Below are 17,484 nucleotides of genomic sequence, written 5' to 3' on the forward strand. Positions count from 1 at the left end.
CGGCGCGTATCAAGGACACGGCGCGTATCAAGGACACATGGGAGACACGGACGTGACGACCGACGCGGGCGCCCCCTGGCTGATCGTGGGCCTCGGCAATCCCGGCCCCGAGTACGCCATGAACCGGCACAACGTGGGCTTCATGGTCGCCGACCTGCTGGCCGAGCGGATCGGCGGGAAGTTCAAGCGGGCCGGGAAGGCGCAGGCGCAGGTGATCGAGGGGCGTATCGGCCCGCCCGGTCCGGCGAACCGCCGAGTGATCCTGGCCAAGCCGATGTCGTACATGAACCTGTCCGGCGGCCCGGTGAACGTGCTGCGGGACTTCTACAAGGTGCCGGTGGCGAACATCGTGGCCGTCCATGACGAGCTGGACATCGACTACGGCGTGCTGCGGCTGAAGCTCGGCGGCGGCGACAACGGCCACAACGGGCTGAAGTCCATGACGAAGGCGATGGGTCCGGACTACCACCGGGTGCGGTTCGGCATCGGGCGCCCTCCGGGCCGTATGCAGGTCGCCGATTTCGTGCTGAAGGACTTCTCCTCGGCCGAGCGCAAGGAGCTCGACTACTTCGTGGACCGAGCGGCGGACGCGGTGGAGTGCCTGGTCATCGAGGGCCTGGAGCGGGCGCAGTCGACGTACAACTCGTGACGGGTGTCGTGGCCGGCGCCTCGAGGCAGCGCTCCAGGTGGGCGTGCTCAGCGGTCGCGTCGGGGTGGGCGGTGATCCAGGCCTCGGCATAGTCCCGTATCGCCGTGTGGTGCGGGGCGGCGCCGGCGTATTCGCCGAGGCTTCTGATGACACGCCAGGCGTGCTCGCCCTGGCCGTGCTCGGCGAGCCAGTCGAGGGCCTGCCGTACCGTGCCGGGGTCCGGAAGGCCGGCTTCCTGCAGACGGAACAGCACGGGAGCGAGGACGAAAGAGGCGACCTCGAGGGGGCTGTGCTCGTCGAGCCAGTCCACCGCGTACCCGAGGGCCGGCTTTCGCACCTCCAGGGGGAGGGCCTCGATTTCCAGGAGGCGGCGGAGTACGAAGCTGGCGCTTTCGGCCGTGCCGTGGTTCTTGAGCCAGCCGAGGGCCAACCGGATCGCGGCCGCGTCGGGGGATTCGACGGTCTCCAGGCGTTGCAGCAACCGGCTGAGGATGAAGGAGTCGTCCTCGGTCAGGTCGGCGGGTCGGTGACCGAGCCACTTCTTCGCGCACCGGATGGCCCCTCGCTCCGTCTCCGGGTGCAGGGGTGGGAGTTTCAGGAGGAGTTCCAGTACGGGGTTTCTGTCCCCTGTTCGGTTGTTCCGGTGCTGGCCGCGGAGGCGGGCCACGGTGCGCAGCGCGGCGCATTCTGCCTGGTCGGGGGTGAATTCGGGGCCGCGGGCCAGCAGGATCCGCAGGAGCGAGAGGTCCTGTTCCAGGCGCCGTGGGTCCTGTGGGGCTTCCTCGGCCAGCCAGGCCAGGGTGAGTTCGAAGGTCCGGTCGGCGACGGTGGCGGCGTCGAGGGTCTCTGTCGCGATGTCCTGGCATTTCAGCAGCGCCCAGAGGACAGAGCCGACTCTGTCGTGGTCGCCGTACTTGTCGAGCCAGGCCAGAGCGCGCTCAACGGCGAGGGCGAGGACGTCCTGCGCTCCGCGGAAGCGGGCCTGGCCGATGAGCCCGGTGAGGACGAAGGGGGCCTCGGCGATGTCGTTGTGGTGGCGCAGCCAGGTCGTTGCGAGGGCGAGGACGCGTTCCTGCTGGTGCTCGGGCAGTTCCTTGATCTTCAGAAGTTCGCGGAGCGGGTGACACTCCATCTGCTGCGGAGGGCCGGGCCTTTCGAGCCGGAGCAGTGCGACGGTCACCGCGCGGGCGGTCCGCTCCTGGAGTTCCAGAGCGCGGGCGGTCTGCTCCTGGAGTTCCAGAGCGCGGGCGGTCCGCTCCTGGAGTTCCCGGTCGCGGGTGAGGAGGGCGAGGAGATAGGTCAGCGTCTGGGTGTCGTCGGATGTGGCGCCGTATTTCTCGAGCCAGGTGAGCGCGTGCTCGCCGGACTGGTCGGCGACAGTGGCGGCGTCGAGGTCGTCGGTGGTGGCGTCGGGGAGCCTGAGGAGGAGTCTCAGGACGAAGTCCGCGGCTCGGGTGTCGGCGTGGGTCTCGAGCCAGGTCAGGGCGCGGGTGACGGCCGTGCGGGGGTCGCTGTGCGGGGTACCGGTCCAGTTGTGGCTGAGGAGGCGGGCGATGACGTGCGAGGCCCGTGTCCGGGTGCCGTGGATGGTGAGCCAGCTGTGGGCGCGCTCGATGGCCCGCTGGAGGAGCTTGTCGGGGATGTCGCATCGTTCCAGGACCTGGGTGAGGACGAATCCGGCGACGGTCTTGCGGCCGTGCAGGCCGAGCCAGCCCAGGGCGAGCTTGGCGATGTACTCGGCTGCGGAGGCGGGGAGCTTGTCCTGGCGCAGCGCCGCGGAGAGGACGAACGCGGCGCGTTCGCGGGTCTGCTGTTCCTTGAGCCACTGTTGTGTGGCGGTGGAGATGCGGCGCCAGTCGTTCTCGGCCATGTGGTCGGAGCGCAGGAGGGGAATCAGCAGCCGTTCGGTGCCGAGGTCGCGGGAGCATCGCTCGGCCAGTGCGAGGGCGGTGCGGGTGATCTCGTCGGCGGTGGCACCGCGGTGGTCGTGGCATTGGAGGAGGAGTTCGAGGCGGTTGCGGGCCTCGGGGGCGGCCCCGTACCGGCGGAGCCAGGCGCTGGTGCGGGCTTCGAGGCGATCGCGGTCCTCGTCGGCCACGGATCGGGCCAGGGTGTTGATCAGGTGGACGGCGTCGAGGTCGGTGTCCGCGTTCCCGTCCAGCCAGGTCAGCGCCGCGGCCGTGAGGGGAGCGGGCGGTTGGTCGTCGCAATTGCGGATGGCGTTGGCGAGGAAGAGCCGGGTGAGCGAGCGCTCAGCGACATCTCGTGTCCAGCGGGCGACGACGGCGTCCCAGTTTTCGGTGATCCCCTGCCGCCAGGGGGTGGTGGAGACCATCGCCACGAGGAGGCGCATGCCGTGTTCGGGGCTGCTGAGCAGCATGTCCACGAAGGCCTCCGCGTGCTCGCCCAGCCAGCGGGAGCAGGCTGCCGCGATCCGGCCCTGTTTCTGGTCGTCGAGGTCGGCGGCCCAGCGGTTGAGGTGTCCGGTGGCCCGGCGGAACGAGCGCAGGTCGCCGAGGAGCGCGGAGAGGAGTTTGCGCAGGGTGGCGGAGTGGAAGGTTGAGGCGTCCTTCAGACAGGTCTGCTGGAGGAAGGCATCGGTGACGATGTCGTGGACCGTGTCCATCGTGTCGGGGCCGTCGGCCTTGGTGGGCACGAGCCATCCGAGCGCTTCGAGGTGGTTGACGGTGCTCTCGCCGTCGTCGTCGTGTCCCAGGGCGTGGGCGTCCAGGAACCGGTCGACGGCTGCTTCGACGGCCTCGCGCTCCTGGGCGCAGGAAAGGGCGGCGACGGTGGCCGCGAGCAGGGCGGTGCGAGCCGGGGGTCCGTCGGTCTGGGAGCCGATGCCCTCGGGGGTTCGCCGGTCGAGCCAGTTCACGAGGTCTCGGGGGCGGGGTGGGGCGGCCGGCGGTCCGTCGGTGCCGACGAGTTGTTCCACGGCGAGGGCGTGGAGCAGCGCGAAGATGGGCCGCTCTCCGCAGATCTCGGTCATCTTCGAATAGCCCCAGGCTTCGAGGGCGCGGGGGGCGGCCGTGGCGAAGATCTGCGCGGCGACGGCCTTGCGGTAGGACTCGTCCTGGGAGAGTCCGATCTCCTCGAACAGGTCCTGGGAGCCGCTTTTGCGGACGTCTCGCAGGGCGCCGGGGCGCACCGAGGCCAGGCAGGCGATGCGTCCGCCGGCCTGGTCCTCCGCGTACAGGGCGCGGCCGAGGGCCTTCAGGTCGAGGCGGTGGTGCTGGTCGAGGTAGTCGAAGATCAGCAGGAGGGGCCGGTCGGGCCGGGCTTTGATCTCTTCCTGGACCTCGGCGAGCAGGTCGTATGCGGACAGTCCGGCATCCTGTTCGAGGTGCAGTACCTGCCACTTGTTCTCGTGGGCGAGCCGGGCGACCTCCAGGCAGGTGCGTGTCTTTCCGGCGCCGGCGGGTGCGGTGAGCAGGACGCCGCGCAGGGGTCCGCCATATCCGGAGGTGGTGGGCGGGTCGGCGAGCCGGGCCAGCAGGTTCTCGGGGCAGGCGCGGTCGTCGGGGTCATCGGGGGCGACGTAGGGCAGTGTGTCGCCGCTGAGGTAGGTGCCCTTGGGGCCGAGTTTGCGGATCGCCTCGCGGTGGTCGAGGAGTCCGGGGGCTCGAGGGGTCGGCGCGTCCCATCGGTAGGGGGTGCCGTTCCAGTCGCGGGCGTCGATGCGGGGTGTCTGCCGGTCGGCGAGCTCGGCCGTGCGCTCGCGGACCGGCTCGATCAGCCGTGTGAGGTCGGGTGGCCAGGACGTGGCCGTCTTGGAGGCGCTGTCGAGCTCGTTGAGCAGAGCACGAGTGAAGTTTCCGCCCTCCGGCTCGCTGGAGGCGAAGGCTCCGTCCTGGACCGCGTACATGGTCAGCAGCGGTGAGCGGGCTCCCTCCCCGGCGGGGAGGGAGAGGCTGCGGCCCCCGTATCCCCCGACGCTGGCCTGGAAGTGCCGGCAGGCGTCGACGAAGAGCGCCTTGTGCCGGATGTTCTGGAAGCGGGGGCTGTGCAGGAACGCCTTCTGGAGGTTGTCCAGGTTGAGTGCGTACTCCCTGTCGGGTGCGGCGTCGGCGAAGAAAAGGCGGTGTTCGTCGGTGCGCGGATCCAGCGCTCCGTGCCCGCTCCAGGCGAACCACAGCAGGTCGTCGTGCCGTTCGGGCAGCTCCTTGTCGATGATCTCCCACACCATGTCGTGGGTGGCGGGGAGGACGGGGACCCCCATGGCGAGGGCCCTGGCACGGACGTCGGCGTCGTTGTGGGGCATTGCGGATACGCACAGCCGGATGTTCCGCGCGGGTACGCCGCTGTCGAGCAGCCACTGGGCATGGCCGAGGGCGTCCTGGGCGGGACCGTCGAGAGGGGTGATCTTCCCGTGGGTGTACGTCTCCACGGCGACGATCACCGCGAAGGTCTGCCTCGGATCAAGACGCGGCTGCTCGGTGCTCATGTGCCGCTCTGCAGGATGCCGGCGAGCAGCCCGTGAACCTTTGGGTTGGGGAAGTAGCCGCTGTGCGCGGCCGGGAAGGGCTCTCCGCTGGACAGCTCGACGTCCGTCACACGCCCTGGGAACACCGGTTCGGCGGTGAAGCCGAGCAGGTCGCGGCGGTCGTACACGTTGGTCCAGCTGGGGAAGTGCTCGGGCAGCGGGCTGCCGGGGTCCAGACCGGGCAGCGCGCCGATCTCGTGCAGGTGCGCGGCCTGCGATCCGGCGGTGACCAGATGCCGTACGCCGGGCAGCTCCTCCTGGGCCAGCAGGTCCACGGCGGCGACGCCTCCGAGGCTGTGCGCGAACAGCACCACGGGCCCGTGGGTGCGGGCGACCTCCGTGACGCGGTCCTTGATGAGGGTGCGCAGGCCGTGGCCGCGCGCCAGGTACTTGAGGATGTCGCCGGCGGTGGGGTGGCTGCGCGTCATCAGCCATGCCCGGCGCTTCTCGACCGCGCGCATCACGCCGAGCTTGTGGGCTGCGTAGCCGTGGCCGAGGACCAGGAGAAGACCGAGTCCGCGGACCTGGCCGCCCAGTTCGCCGGTGATGATCCGGACGGCCGCGTCGCGCTCCTGCGTGGTCCACAGCAGGGGGGCGCCGCGCCGCTGGGCGCCGCCGGCGAGTTGGGCCACGGTCGCGGTGGCGACCGCCTGGGGCAGCGCGCCGGGGCCCAGCCCGAACGTGAGGGCGTCGCGGCCCTCGGGGCTGTCGAGGACCGCGGTCAGGGCGGGCTCGAATTCCTCCCGGGCGCCCGCGATGTCGAGGAGCCGCTCCAGCGAGGCCGGGGGCTCGGCGGCGAGAGCACGGGCGCGGTTCTCGACCCGCTGGCCCGAGCGGTCTGCGAACATCAGGCCTCCGGCGTCGTCGAGACCGCCGTCGTCACCTTTCTGGCGGCGTAGCGGCGCCAGCGGGTCCTCGTAGAGCACACCCCAGGTCACGGCGTCCCGGTCGTCCTCGGCGAGTTCTTCCACCACGACGGGTTCCGGTTCGGGTGCGGGTACGGGAGCGCCGGGCAGCACCGCGGCTCCCACATTCGGCGGCACACCGAACGCCTCGCCCCAGTAGCAGTCGTACACCGGGGCCTCCGGGACGAGGGCTCCGAGCCGATCGCGCAGCAGTGTCAGCGTCTCTCCGTACGCCGGCTGCCGTACGCCCGTACCGTGAATGAACAGCAACGCACTCATCGCTCTCCCCCGAAGCCCCTCATACCTTCGTTGCCATCTCCCGTTCATTCTAAGGAAGTTGTGGGAGGCTACCGAAAGTTCCCGCTCGGACCGACATTGACTTCCAGTGACCCCATGGCCAATGATCCCCGCCATGCCTGCCGTCTCCTCCAGAACCTCCCGTCAGAACGCGCACGCGGCGCTGCAGTTCGGACGGCTCGCGGCGATGGGCGCGGTCGCCGGGCTGATCCTGATCGCGGGCGTCTGGGCGTCCTGGGGCACCGCCCAGCATGTGATGCTGAGCAAGGGCCGGGAGCAGGGGACGCTCGCCGTGAAGGCGTGTGCGGACGGGTCCTGTACAGGGCCGTACACGCCGACGTCGGCGGGTTCGAAGGCACGGGCTCGCGTGACCATCGAGCAGTCGGTGGCGGTGAAGAAGGGCCAGACGTACACGGTCACGGTGAAGCCCGGCAGCAGTGAGGTCGTGCGCAGCGGCCCGGCCGGACTGCTCTACGCGTGGATCCCGCTGGGCGGCGCCCTGTTGCTCGCCTCGGTCGTGGTCGCGGGCGGTCTGCGGCTGACGCGGGCGGCGTGGGTGATGGCGGGGCTGGGGCTCGCCCAGCTGACGGCCACGTTCCTGGCGCTCTGACCTGCCGACCTGACCTGCCGACCTGAACTGGTGCCCTGACCTGAGGCTCTCCGGCCGGGCTCGTCTTTGCATCCATGGAAAGTCTGTGCGTTCCCTGATTGTTATGCGTGACTATTGGGGCGATACGCGACACAGGGTGCACGAGGGATTTCCTTCCGCTTGACCGGTAGTCAGCGGGACACGATGCTGAGCCGCCCCCTCCACATCTTCCGTTTCTCTTCTCGAAGATGGACTGCCCATGCGTACCCTCACCCGCGCCGGCGCTCTCGTCGCCGGCGCATCCGCAGTGCTTCTGATGGCCCCCTCCGCCCACGCCACCGCCCCTGGCGACAACGGCACCGTGAAGATCCACGACGCCACCACCGGCGAGGAGCTCCGCAAGAACGAGCCGCACGTCTGCACCTTCTACCTCGACGCCTTCGGCTTCGACGGCGTCCAGCAGGTCGACTGGCACATCGAGGCCTGGGCCCCGACCGCCGATGTGAAGGGCGAGACCGTGAAGTCCGGCGACATCACGCTCGACGCCGAGGGCCACGGCCGCACGAACGACCTGTCGCTGCCCGACGGCCACTACAAGCTGTTCTGGAACTTCGACGGCGAGAAGGGTGCCGCGAAGCACAAGGTGTTCTGGACGGACTGCGAGGACGAGCAGGGGGGCGGCACGACGCCGTCCGCCTCGGCGACGCCGTCCGCCTCCGCGTCCGGCTCGGCGGGGGCGAGCGCGTCCCCGACCTCGACCGCCTCCTCCGGCGAAGCGGCCCCGTCGGCGTCCTCCTCCCCGTCCGCGCAGGGCGGCGGCGACCTCGCCGAGACCGGCAGCAGCGCCCCCGTCGGCACCCTCTCGGCCGCGGCGGCCGCGCTCGTCGCGGCGGGCGGCTACCTGGTGTTCCGCCGCCGCAAGGCGAACAACGCCTGACAGGGCAACGCCTGACATAGGCAAAAGCGGTGCCCCCGGGTTCGTACGAACACGGGGGCACCGCCATATCTACGAGGACCTCAGCCGGTGTTGCGCAGCCCCGCCGCCACACCGTTGACCGTCAGGAGCAGGGCCCGCGAGAGCAGCGGGTCCGCTTCCGCACCGGCGGCCGCCTCGTCGCGCTGGCGCTTGAGCAGGGCGACCTGGAGGTAGGAGATGGGGTCCAGGTAGGCGTCGCGGATGGCGAAGGTCTGCTGGAGCACCGGGTTGGTGTCCAGGAGCTTTTCGCCGCCGGTGACGCGGAGCACCTCGCGGACGGTGAGCTCGTGTTCGGCCTCGATGGTGGCGAACACGTGCTTGAGGTCGTCGGGGACGAGGGTGTCGACGTAGTGGCGGGCGATCCGCAGATCCGTCTTGGCCAGCGTCATCTCGACGTTGGAGAGGAAGTTGCGGAAGAAGTGCCACTGCTCGTGCATCTCGTCGAGCACGGTGTCGAGGCCGGCTTCGCGGAGCGCCTTCAGGCCGGAGCCGACGCCGAACCAGCCCGGCACGATCTGCCGCGACTGGGTCCAGCCGAAGACCCACGGGATGGCCCGCAGTCCGTCGAGACCGGCGCCGCTGTCGGGGCGGCGGGAGGGCCGTGAGCCGAGGTGCAGGTCGGCGAGCTGGTCCACGGGCGTGGCGGCGAAAAAGTACGCCGGGAGGTCCGGGTCCTCGACGAGTCGCCGGTAGGCGTCGTGCGCGGCGTCGGAGACGACGTCCATCGCCGCGTCCCAGCGGGCCAGCGCCTCGTCGGACTGGCGCGGGGCGGTGTGCAGCGCGGAGGCCTGGAGCGTGGCGGCGACGGTGAGTTCCAGGTTCTCCCGCGCGAGCGAGGGCACCAGGTACTTGTCGGAGATGACCTCGCCCTGCTCGGTCACCTTGATCTCGCCCTCCAGCGTGCCCCAGGGCTGCGCGAGGATCGCGTCGTGCGAGGGGCCGCCGCCGCGGCCGACGGTGCCGCCGCGGCCGTGGAAGAGCCGCAGTCGTACGCCGTAGCGGTGGGCGACGTCGCGCAGGCGGCGCTGGGCGCGGTGGATCTCCCACTGCGAGGTGGTGATGCCGCCGAACTTGGAGGAGTCGGAGTAGCCGAGCATGACCTCCTGGACGTCGCCGCGCAGCGCCACGAGACGGCGGTACGACGGGTCGGAGAGCATGTCCTCCAGGATCGTGTCGGCGGCCTTGAGCTCGTCCGTCGTCTCCAGCAGGGGCACGATGCCGATCTTCGCCCAGCCGGCGTGCAGGTCGAGCAGTCCGGCCTCGCGGGCGAGGACGGCGGCGGCGAAGACGTCGTCGGCGCCCTGGCACATCGAGATGATGTACGACTCGATGACCTCGGGTCCGAAGATCTCCAGGGCCCTCTTGACCGTCTCGAAGACGCCGAGGGTCTTCTGGCCGGCGGCGTCGAGCGGCGCGGGGGTCGGGCCGAGCGGCCGCCGGGACCTCAGCTCCTTGGCGAGGAGCTTGGCACGGTAGTCGCGGGGCATGTCGACGTACCGCCAGGACTCCTCGCCGAGGCGGTCGAAGAGCTGGCCGAGCGCGTGGTGGTGGGCGTCCGCGTGTTCGCGTACGTCCATGGTGGCGAGCTGGAGGCCGAAGGCGGCGAGGGTGCGGATGGTGCGGTTCATCCGGCCGTCGGCGAAGAGCGCGCCGCGGTGCTGGCGCAGCGAGGTCTGGATCAGCGTCAGATCCTGGAGCAGCTCGCTCGTGCCGAGGTAGTCGCGGCCGTCCTCGTGCGGGGTGCCCTTGGCGAGGCGCTGCTTGGTGTTCTCCAGCTTCTGCCGGATGCAGGTGGCCTTGAGGCGGTAGGGCTCCTCGGCGTTGAGGCGCTTGTAGCGGGGGCTGATCTCCGGCAGGCGCTCCAGGTCGGTCTGGAGGGACTCCAGGAGCTCTTCGGTGGCGCCCGTGTAGCGGATGGAGTTCGACAGGAAGCCGCGCAGCTCGTCGATGAGTTCCAGGGCGTCGTTGATGCCGTGCTCGTGCTGGAGGATCAGGACGTCCCAGGTGACGGCGGGGGTGACGTTCGGGTTGCCGTCGCGGTCGCCGCCGATCCAGGTGCCGAAGGTGAGGGGCCGGGTCTCGTCGGGCAGCGTCACGCCGACGCGCTCCAGCTCCGCCGTCAGGTCCTCGAGTACGTCACCCACCGCACCGGCGTGCAGCTCGTCCAGGTAGTAGATGGCGTTACGGGCCTCGTCGGCCGGCTCCGGACGTACGACGCGCAGCTCGTCCGTCTGCCACACCAGGTCGATGTTCTCGGCGAGGCGGGTGTCGTAGCGGCGGCGGTCGGCCTCGATGACCGGGGTCTCCAGGAGCGCGGCGATACGGCGCAGCTTGTTGAGGACCGAGCGGCGGGCGGCTTCCGTCGGGTGCGCGGTGAAGACCGGGCGCACGTTGAGGTGCTTGACGGTCTGCCTCAGGTGCTCGGGGTCGGCGTCCTTGAGCCGGTCGGCCGTACGGGCGAGGAGTCCGCCCTCGGCGGCGCGCTTGGCGCGCAGCTCGCGGCCTCGGTGCACCTGCTCGGTGACGTTCGCCAGGTGGAAGTAGGTCGAGAACGCGCGGACCAGCTTGGCGGCGGTCTCCAGCTCGGTGCCGCGCAGCAGCTCGGCGGCGGCCTCGCCGTCCTCGCGGGTCAGGCGGCGGACCTTCTCGACCAGCTCCAGGAGCTCGGGGCCCTCCTGCCGGACAAGGGTCTCCCCCAGCAGGTCACCCAAGCGGCGGATGTCGGCGCGCAGCTCGCTGCTGGTCGTCGTGGTCTGGTCGTCGGCACTGCTCACAGGTGCGGCTCCTTGCAGTGGTGAAGCTCGTCTGAAGAGTGTGGAATCTCGTCTGAAGCTCGGCTGGGGAGGGAACCCGGGTGGCGACCGCGCGGCGGGTGCCGCTTAGGTGCGTGGCATCCGGGAAGAAATCAGAACGGACCGCGCTGTCCGACCGACTCCAAGGATAGGTGTCCATACGGACGTGCAGGCTCACGGGCTCTTGCCGCCGGGCTACGCGCTGCCATACTTACGACGCCGTAGGTTACGGACGCGTAGGTACTCCCGTCAGAATCCGGGAGCACCCTGGGATCCGTACCCCGGACATCTGGCTCAACCCTCTCCCCGGACATCTGTCTCCACCCTCGATACCCACAGGGGACGCCCATGACCACGAGCTCCGATGTGATCGACGACGCCCCGCAGGCGAACAACGACACCCCGCTCCCCTCCGCCACGCTGGGCGGCGAGCAGAAGCGGTCACTCGAACAGATCACGCTTCTCCTCTTCATCACCGTCCCGTTCCTCGCGTTGCTCGCGGCGGTGCCGCTGGCCTGGGGCTGGGGGGTGAGCTGGCTGGACCTCGGCCTGCTGGTCTTCTTCTACTACCTGGGCTGCCACGGCATCACGATCGGCTTCCACCGCTATTTCACCCACGGTTCCTTCAAGGCGAAACGGCCGCTGCGGATCGCGCTGGCGATCGCCGGTTCGATGGCGGTGGAGGGGCCCCTCGTGCGCTGGGTCGCCGACCACCGCAAGCACCACAAGTTCTCCGACGCGGAGGGCGACCCGCATTCGCCGTGGCGCTTCGGCGAGACGGTTCCGGCGCTGATGAAGGGCCTGTGGTGGGCGCATATCGGCTGGATGTTCGACGAGGAGCAGACCCCGCAGGACAAGTACGCGCCCGACCTGATCAAGGACCCGGCGATCCGCACGATCTCGCGCCAGTTCATCCTCTGGACGGCCCTGTCCCTCGCCCTTCCTCCCCTGATCGGCGGCCTGGCGACGATGTCATGGTGGGGCGCGTTCACGGGTTTCTTCTGGGGCTCACTCGTTCGAGTGGCGCTGTTGCACCACGTGACGTGGTCGATCAACTCGATCTGCCACGCGGTGGGCAAGCGCCCCTTCAAGTCGCGTGACCGTTCGGGCAACGTGTGGTGGCTGGCCGTGCTCTCCTGCGGCGAGTCCTGGCACAACCTGCACCACGCCGACCCGACCTCGGCGCGGCACGGTGTGGAGCGCGGCCAGCTGGACTCCTCGGCCCGGATCATCCGCTGGTGCGAGCAGCTCGGCTGGGCGTACGACGTGCGCTGGCCGTCACGGTCGCGTATCGATTCCCGCCGCAACACCGATCCGTCCGTCTCCCGCCGCAGGACGGAAACCGCCGACGCGGCATGATTGACAGCGTGGCGACCGACTCCAGCAGCACCTCGAGCAGCAATGAGAAGCCGCGGCGCGCGCGCCGCACCCGCATGACCGGTGCCGAGCGCCGTCAGCAGCTGCTGGAGATCGGCCGCACGCTGTTCGCCGCCAAGGGCTTCGAGGGCACGTCGGTGGAGGAGATCGCCGCGAAGGCCGGGGTCTCCAAGCCGGTGGTGTACGAGCACTTCGGCGGCAAGGAGGGCCTGTACGCGGTGGTGGTGGACCGCGAGATGCGCCGCCTGCTGGACATGGTGACCAGCTCGCTGACGGCGGGCCACCCCCGCGAACTGTGCGAACAGGCCGCCTTCGCGCTCCTGGACTACATCGAGGAGTACACGGACGGCTTCCGCATCCTCGTCCGCGACTCCCCCATCCCCCAGTCGACGGGCTCCTTCGCCTCGCTCATCTCCGACATCGCCACCCAGGTGGAGGACATCCTGGGCCGCGAGTTCAAGAGCCGCGGCTTCGACCCGAAGCTGGCCCCGCTCTACGCCCAGGCCCTGGTCGGCATGGTCGCCCTGACCGGCCAGTGGTGGCTGGACGTCCGCAAGCCCCGCAAGGCGGAGGTCGCCGCCCATCTGGTGAACCTGGCTTGGCACGGCCTGGACGGCCTGGAGCCGAAGCCGCGGTTGATAGGCCACCGCAAGTCCTGACGGGGCCTGATGGGCCACCGCACGTCCTGGCACCGCACGTTCTGACGGGCTCTCTTCAGCGCGGCTCCAGGAACTCCAGCCGGTTGCCCACCGGGTCTTCGGAGTAGAAGCGCCGGTGGCCGGGGAGGTTGTCGTCCCAGGTGACGGACGCGTCGTGCGCCGTGAGCCGGGCGGCGTACGCCTCGATGCCGGTGACCCGCAGCCCGGTATGGGCCTTCTTCGCGGGCCGGAAGTCTTCCTCGATCCCCAGGTGCAGCTGCACGGCACCCGCCCGGAACCAGCAGCCGCCGCGGGCGGCGAGGGCCGGCGGCTTGGGCATCTCGGTCATCCCGAGGACATCGACGTAGTACGTCCGCAGTTCGGGCTCGCTGCCCGCACTCGCGGCGAGCTGGACGTGGTCGACGGCTACGAGCATCAGGCGGCGGCCTTCCTGGCCACGGCGAACAGCCGGCGGAACGGGAGCACCGTCCCGTACGGCTCCGTCGGGTAGGCGTCGCGCAGCAGATCCCGGTACTCGCTCACGAAGGCTTCCCGGACCTCGGGTTCGTCCGCGACGGCCGTGAAGACGGGCCGCAGCGCCGTGCCCTTCGCCCAGTCCAGCACCGGGTCCTCGCCCGCGAGCAGCTGCATGTACGTCGTCTCCCAGACGTCCACCTCGCAGCCGAGGCGGGCCAGCCGGTCCAGGTAGACCAGCGGGTGGTGGACCGAGTCCTCGCGCCGGAGCACATCGGCGAGGCGGTCCTTCCAGCGGGCGGTGGCGGCGAGTTCACGCATCAGGGCGTGCAGGGGCGCGTCGATGTTGTGGGGGACCTGGAAGGCGAAGGTGCCGCCGGGGGCGAGCGCGTCGAGCCAGCCCGGGAAGGCGTCCAGGTGGCCCGGGACCCACTGGAGCGCGGCGTTCGAGACGATCAGGTCGTACGTCTCCGGGGGCGCCCAGTCCGTGAGGTCGGCGTGGGCGAAGTCGAGCCGGCCGCCGTCGGCCGTGGCACCGGCGTACTCCTCGGCCCTCCTGAGCATCTCCGGGGAGTTGTCGTAGCCGGTGATGTGCGCGGTGGGCCAGCGTTCGGCGAGCTGGGTGGTGACGTTGCCGGGTCCGCAGCCGAGGTCGGCGATGCGGGCCGGGTCGCGGGGCAGCACCGGGACGCGGGCGAGGAGGTCGGCGAAGGGGCGGGCGCGGTGCTCGGCGTGGCGGAGGTACTGGGCGGGGTCCCAGGTGGGGGTGGTGGGGGCGGGCATGGGTGGGGCCTCCTCGATCGAAGTCACCGGAGAGTCGTGCACGGCCGTCGAAGATCGTCGAAGGCCGTCGATGGTCGAAGGCCGTCGAAGGCCGCTGAAATCCATCGACGGCCTCGACCGATCAGGTACCCACCTTCACCCGCCAGCTATCTCGACGTCAAGAGACTTCACATCAAGAGACTTCACGTCGACACAACCACTACACTGATCGTCATGGAGGACGAGGTCGATCGGCTGGTCGCAGCGTGGCGCCGGGAGCGCCCGGACCTCGACGTGGAGCCGCTGGAAGTGCTCAGCCGGGTGAGCAGACTGGCCCGGCACCTGGACCGCGCGCGCCGTCTGGCGTTCTCGGAACACAGCCTGGAGCCCTGGGAGTTCGACGTCCTGACGGCACTCAGGCGCGCCGGAACGCCGTACCAGCTCTCCCCCGGCCAGTTGCTCACGCAGACCCTGGTCACCTCGGGCACGATGACGAACCGCATCGACCGGCTGGCGAAGAAGGGCCTGGTGGAGCGCCTCCCCGACCCGAGCGACCGCAGAGGCGTGCTGGTGCGCCTGACGGACGAGGGCCGCGACCGGGCGGACCAGGCACTGGCGGGCCTGCTGGAGCAGGAGCGCGCGATCCTGGCGGAGCTCACCACGGCCCAGCGGGGCGAACTGGCGGGACTGCTACGCCAGTTGACCGCCCCGTTCGACAACATCCCCGGTTAGGTCGACGGGCCCGACCCCGGCACGGCGGGCGAGCGCCACGGCGGCAAGCGTGGAGTGCACGCCCAGCTTCCCGAGCACGTTCTGCATATGCGTGCGGACGGTGTGCGGCGACAGGAACAACCGCTCGGCGACGGCCTTCCTCCCCAGCCCGGCGACCATGCACCGCAGCACTTCCCGCTCCCGGGGCGTGAGCGACTCGACGAGCCGCTCGCTCTCGGTGCGGTGCTTGCGGGCGGCGGTCAACTCGCGCAGTACGCCGGTGAGCAGGGCGGGCGGCAGGTGGGTCTCGTCCCGCAGCACGCCCCGTATGACGGTGAGCAGCCGCGACAACGAGCAGTCCTTGGCCACCCATCCCGAGGCCCCGGCCTGCAGGGCGAGCGCGGCCCGCCGGGGATCGTCCTTCTCGGCCAGCACGACGGTCCGTACGCTCGGCTGCCCGGACCGCACACCCGCGACGAGCGAGATGCCGTCCACCAGCCCGTCCTCATTGCTCTCCTGGACGGGCACGGCCGCCGGACGCAGGCCGGGCAGATTGCCGCCCAGGTCCGCGTCGACGAGCAGCACATCGAACCTGCGGCCTTCCGCCGCCGCGCGCTCCAGGCAGCGCAGCGCGGCGGGACCGCTGCCCGCTGCGGACACGTCGACGTCGGGCTCGGCCGCGAGGGCGGCAGCGAGCGACTCGGCGAAGATGCGGTGGTCGTCGACGACCAGTACTCGGATGCGAACCACTGAAACCCCCACTGTCGGGGGACGGCCGGTGCGGGTACGGCGCCCGAAGTGATCCCGAGCCCGCTGACGACTCGGGAAATGGGGTGCCACAGCCGCACGGCCGCCGCCGTGCTGAAACTGCTACCCCCACTTCGGGCGTCGTACCCGACTGTCTCGCCCCCTGATCAGCACCGGCCCCCACCGGTGCTGTTCATCAGGGTAAGGCCGGTGGCGGAGAGCGGAAGGCAAATTGCAGAACTGGTTGGCCAGCGCGTTTATGGTGAGCCGTATGTTTCGTATTGAGACAGGAGACGACAAAGACCGGCGCGATCTGCTCCGCCGCCGCCTGCGCGAGACCAACACTCAGGCCTCTCCCGTCCTCCGCGCCCTGCGCGGAACCCCAGGTGAACGCGAACTTCCGCTCCACCTCTGGGCCTTGGACTCCACCGACACCCTCGCCGGCGGCCTCGTCGGCCACACCTGGACGACCTGGCTCCACGTGACATACCTCTGGGTCGACACCCCTCACCGCGGCACCGGCCTCGGCTCCCGCCTCCTGGCAGCGGCCGAACACCTGGCCGCCACCGAGCGCGGCTGCCGCAACTCCCGCCTCGAAACCTGGGACTTCCAGGCCCCGGCCTTCTACAAGAAGCAGGGCTACGAGGTGGTGTGCGTCATCCCGGACTATCCACCGGGGGTGACGGAGTACACGCTGACGAAGCGATTGGACTGAGCACCAGGGGTTTTCGCCCCCTCCGCCCCTACCCGTCCCGTACCTGGGGGGCTCCGCCCCCCAGACCCCCCGTATCGCGCTTCGCGCTCGTCCTCAAACGCCGGACGGGCTAAAGCTCTCCAGCCCCTCCGGCGTTTGAGGAGCGGGGTCTGGGGCGGAGCCCCAGGGACGGGACGGGTAGGGGCGGAGGGGGCGAAGAAACCCTCAGCTCAAGCGACGCGCGCCCGCGGAGGGCACCGCCGGGAACACCCGGGGAGCCGTGTAGCCCGCCGCCGCGAAGGCTTCTTCCACCGCCTTGGTGATCGTGTCCGCGTCCGCGGACTCGGCCAGGACGATGGCCGAGCCGCCGAAGCCGCCGCCGGTCATGCGGGCGCCGAGGGCGCCGGAGGCGTTGGCCGTGTCGACGACCAGGTCCAGCTCCGGGCAGGAGATGCGCAGGTCGTCGCGGAGCGAGGTGTGGCCGTCCGTCAGGACGGGGCCGATGGCCCGGACGTCGCCCGCGTCCAGCAGACCGATGACCTGGTCCACGCGGTGGTCGTCGGAGACGACATGGCGGACGTAACGGCGCACGCGCTCGTCGGAGAGGCGGGCGAGCGCCGCGTCGAGGTCCTCGTACGCGACGTCACGAAGGTGGGAGACGCCCAGCTGCCGCGCGCCCTCCTCGCACCCCTCGCGCCGCTCCGCGTACGCCCCGTCGCCCAGGGCGTGCTTCACGCGGGTGTCGACGACCAGGAGTTCCAGCCCCTGGGAGGCCAGGTCGAAGGGGATCTGGCGGATCGACAGGTCGCGGCAGTCGAGGTGCAGGGCATGGCCCTCGGTGCAGCAGGCCGACGCCGTCTGGTCCATGATGCCGCAGGGGACGCCGACGAAGTCGTTCTCCGCGCGCTGGGCCACGCGAGCCAACTCGGCTCGGGTGAGGCCCAGTTCGTAGAGGTCGTTGAGGGCCAGGGCCGTGACCACCTCCAGCGCCGCCGACGACGACAGGCCCGCGCCGGTCGGCACCGTCGAGGAGAGATGCACATCGGCCCCGCCCACAGCGTGCCCGGCCTCGCGCAGCACCCAGACGACACCCGCCGGGTACGCGGCCCAGCTGGTGTTCGTCAGCGGTTCCAGCGACTCCACATCCAGTTCGACGATCGGACCCTCGATGTCCGCGGAGTGCAGGCGCAGTACGCCGTCGTCGCGGCGCGACACCGCCGCCACCGCCGTGTGCGGCAGGGCGAGCGGCATCACGAAACCCTCGTTGAAGTCCGTGTACTCGCCGATCAGGTTGACCCGGCCGGGAGCGGCCCAGACGCCCTCCGGCGCGGCACCGTACAGCTCCTCGAAGCCCTCACGAACCTCCACGTGCCCCACCTGTGTACTC

Annotated in this window: 14 protein-coding genes; 7 read left to right on the top strand and 7 right to left on the bottom strand. The window is 70.5% G+C overall.

What is annotated here, in order from left to right; genetic code table 11:
• Positions 1-37: 37 nt before the first annotated feature.
• Positions 38-649: an aminoacyl-tRNA hydrolase gene (pth, locus tag ACFY0T_RS39380; protein WP_388882322.1), complete on the top strand. Its 612-nt coding sequence runs from the start codon at positions 38-40 to the stop codon at positions 647-649.
• On the opposite strand, the gene ACFY0T_RS39385 is transcribed toward pth, so the two are convergent.
• Both ACFY0T_RS39385 and ACFY0T_RS39390 read right to left on the bottom strand, forming a co-directional pair.
• Positions 606-5,096: a hypothetical protein gene (locus ACFY0T_RS39385; protein ID WP_388882325.1), complete on the bottom strand. Its 4,491-nt coding sequence runs from the start codon at positions 5,094-5,096 to the stop codon at positions 606-608. The two genes, pth and ACFY0T_RS39385, sit on opposite strands and share 44 nt — an antisense overlap.
• Positions 5,093-6,319 (bottom strand): hypothetical protein, encoded by a 1,227-nt coding sequence (locus tag ACFY0T_RS39390; RefSeq protein ID WP_388882328.1) that lies wholly within the window; start codon positions 6,317-6,319, stop codon positions 5,093-5,095. The genes ACFY0T_RS39385 and ACFY0T_RS39390 overlap by 4 nt, the downstream gene beginning before the upstream one ends.
• Positions 6,320-6,440: 121 nt before the next feature.
• Between ACFY0T_RS39390 and ACFY0T_RS39395 the strand changes: the two genes are divergently transcribed.
• Together ACFY0T_RS39395 and ACFY0T_RS39400 are read left to right on the top strand one after the other, a co-directional pair.
• Positions 6,441-6,947: a hypothetical protein gene (locus ACFY0T_RS39395; RefSeq protein ID WP_388882331.1), complete on the top strand. Its 507-nt coding sequence runs from the start codon at positions 6,441-6,443 to the stop codon at positions 6,945-6,947.
• 238 nt (positions 6,948-7,185) lie between these two features.
• Positions 7,186-7,863: an LPXTG cell wall anchor domain-containing protein gene (locus tag ACFY0T_RS39400; RefSeq protein ID WP_388882334.1), complete on the top strand. Its 678-nt coding sequence runs from the start codon at positions 7,186-7,188 to the stop codon at positions 7,861-7,863.
• 80 nt (positions 7,864-7,943) lie between these two features.
• Here ACFY0T_RS39400 and ppc read toward each other — a convergent pair whose 3' ends face one another.
• Positions 7,944-10,676, bottom strand: coding sequence for a phosphoenolpyruvate carboxylase (gene ppc, locus ACFY0T_RS39405; RefSeq protein WP_388882337.1), 2,733 nt, complete (start codon positions 10,674-10,676; stop codon positions 7,944-7,946).
• Between the two features lie 366 nt (positions 10,677-11,042).
• Here ppc and ACFY0T_RS39410 point away from each other — a divergent pair, with 366 nt between their 5' ends.
• Entirely contained in the window at positions 11,043-12,053 is a 1,011-nt protein-coding gene (locus ACFY0T_RS39410) for an acyl-CoA desaturase (RefSeq protein ID WP_388882340.1), read from the top strand.
• Complete coding sequence (locus ACFY0T_RS39415; RefSeq protein ID WP_388882342.1) at positions 12,050-12,730, top strand: TetR family transcriptional regulator; 681 nt, start codon at positions 12,050-12,052, stop codon at positions 12,728-12,730. The genes ACFY0T_RS39410 and ACFY0T_RS39415 overlap by 4 nt, the downstream gene beginning before the upstream one ends.
• A gap of 55 nt (positions 12,731-12,785) precedes the next feature.
• Here ACFY0T_RS39415 and ACFY0T_RS39420 read toward each other — a convergent pair whose 3' ends face one another.
• Both ACFY0T_RS39420 and ACFY0T_RS39425 read right to left on the bottom strand, forming a co-directional pair.
• On the bottom strand, positions 12,786-13,145 hold the full coding sequence (locus ACFY0T_RS39420; RefSeq protein ID WP_388882345.1) for a glyoxalase: 360 nt from the start codon (positions 13,143-13,145) through the stop codon (positions 12,786-12,788).
• On the bottom strand, positions 13,145-13,966 hold the full coding sequence (locus ACFY0T_RS39425; protein ID WP_388882348.1) for a trans-aconitate 2-methyltransferase: 822 nt from the start codon (positions 13,964-13,966) through the stop codon (positions 13,145-13,147). The genes ACFY0T_RS39420 and ACFY0T_RS39425 overlap by 1 nt, the downstream gene beginning before the upstream one ends.
• 213 nt (positions 13,967-14,179) lie before the next feature.
• Here ACFY0T_RS39425 and tamR point away from each other — a divergent pair, with 213 nt between their 5' ends.
• Positions 14,180-14,677, top strand: a complete 498-nt coding sequence (tamR, locus tag ACFY0T_RS39430; protein ID WP_388882350.1) for a MarR family transcriptional regulator TamR — start codon at positions 14,180-14,182, stop codon at positions 14,675-14,677.
• Here the strand turns inward: tamR and ACFY0T_RS39435 are convergent.
• A complete protein-coding gene (locus ACFY0T_RS39435) occupies positions 14,636-15,406 on the bottom strand; it encodes a LuxR C-terminal-related transcriptional regulator (protein ID WP_388882353.1) in 771 nt (256 codons plus the stop codon). The two genes, tamR and ACFY0T_RS39435, sit on opposite strands and share 42 nt — an antisense overlap.
• 256 nt (positions 15,407-15,662) lie before the next feature.
• Here ACFY0T_RS39435 and ACFY0T_RS39440 point away from each other — a divergent pair, with 256 nt between their 5' ends.
• A complete protein-coding gene (locus tag ACFY0T_RS39440) occupies positions 15,663-16,118 on the top strand; it encodes a GNAT family N-acetyltransferase (RefSeq protein ID WP_388882355.1) in 456 nt (151 codons plus the stop codon).
• A 204-nt stretch (positions 16,119-16,322) separates the two neighbouring features.
• Here ACFY0T_RS39440 and galK read toward each other — a convergent pair whose 3' ends face one another.
• On the bottom strand, positions 16,323-17,465 hold the full coding sequence (galK, locus tag ACFY0T_RS39445; RefSeq protein WP_388882357.1) for a galactokinase: 1,143 nt from the start codon (positions 17,463-17,465) through the stop codon (positions 16,323-16,325).
• Between the last annotated feature and the right edge of the window lie 19 nt (positions 17,466-17,484).

It is taken from the genome of Streptomyces sp. NPDC001530, assembly GCF_042894545.1.
Lineage (GTDB): Bacteria > Actinomycetota > Actinomycetes > Streptomycetales > Streptomycetaceae > Streptomyces.

Excerpts from the sequence above, each read along its gene's own strand:
- ACFY0T_RS39400 (WP_388882334.1), top strand. The coding sequence starts at position 7,186 with ATGCGTACCCTCACCCGCGCCGGCGCTCTCGTCGCCGGCGCATCCGCA.
- ACFY0T_RS39440 (WP_388882355.1), top strand. The coding sequence starts at position 15,663 with ATGGTGAGCCGTATGTTTCGTATTGAGACAGGAGACGACAAAGACCGG.
- tamR (WP_388882350.1), top strand. The coding sequence starts at position 14,180 with ATGGAGGACGAGGTCGATCGGCTGGTCGCAGCGTGGCGCCGGGAGCGC.
- ACFY0T_RS39425 (WP_388882348.1), bottom strand. The coding sequence starts at position 13,966 with ATGCCCGCCCCCACCACCCCCACCTGGGACCCCGCCCAGTACCTCCGC.
- ACFY0T_RS39395 (WP_388882331.1), top strand. The coding sequence starts at position 6,441 with ATGATCCCCGCCATGCCTGCCGTCTCCTCCAGAACCTCCCGTCAGAAC.
- ACFY0T_RS39410 (WP_388882340.1), top strand. The coding sequence starts at position 11,043 with ATGACCACGAGCTCCGATGTGATCGACGACGCCCCGCAGGCGAACAAC.
- ACFY0T_RS39390 (WP_388882328.1), bottom strand. The coding sequence starts at position 6,319 with ATGAGTGCGTTGCTGTTCATTCACGGTACGGGCGTACGGCAGCCGGCG.
- ACFY0T_RS39420 (WP_388882345.1), bottom strand. The coding sequence starts at position 13,145 with ATGCTCGTAGCCGTCGACCACGTCCAGCTCGCCGCGAGTGCGGGCAGC.
- ACFY0T_RS39415 (WP_388882342.1), top strand. The coding sequence starts at position 12,050 with ATGATTGACAGCGTGGCGACCGACTCCAGCAGCACCTCGAGCAGCAAT.
- ACFY0T_RS39385 (WP_388882325.1), bottom strand. The coding sequence starts at position 5,096 with ATGAGCACCGAGCAGCCGCGTCTTGATCCGAGGCAGACCTTCGCGGTG.
- pth (WP_388882322.1), top strand. The coding sequence starts at position 38 with ATGGGAGACACGGACGTGACGACCGACGCGGGCGCCCCCTGGCTGATC.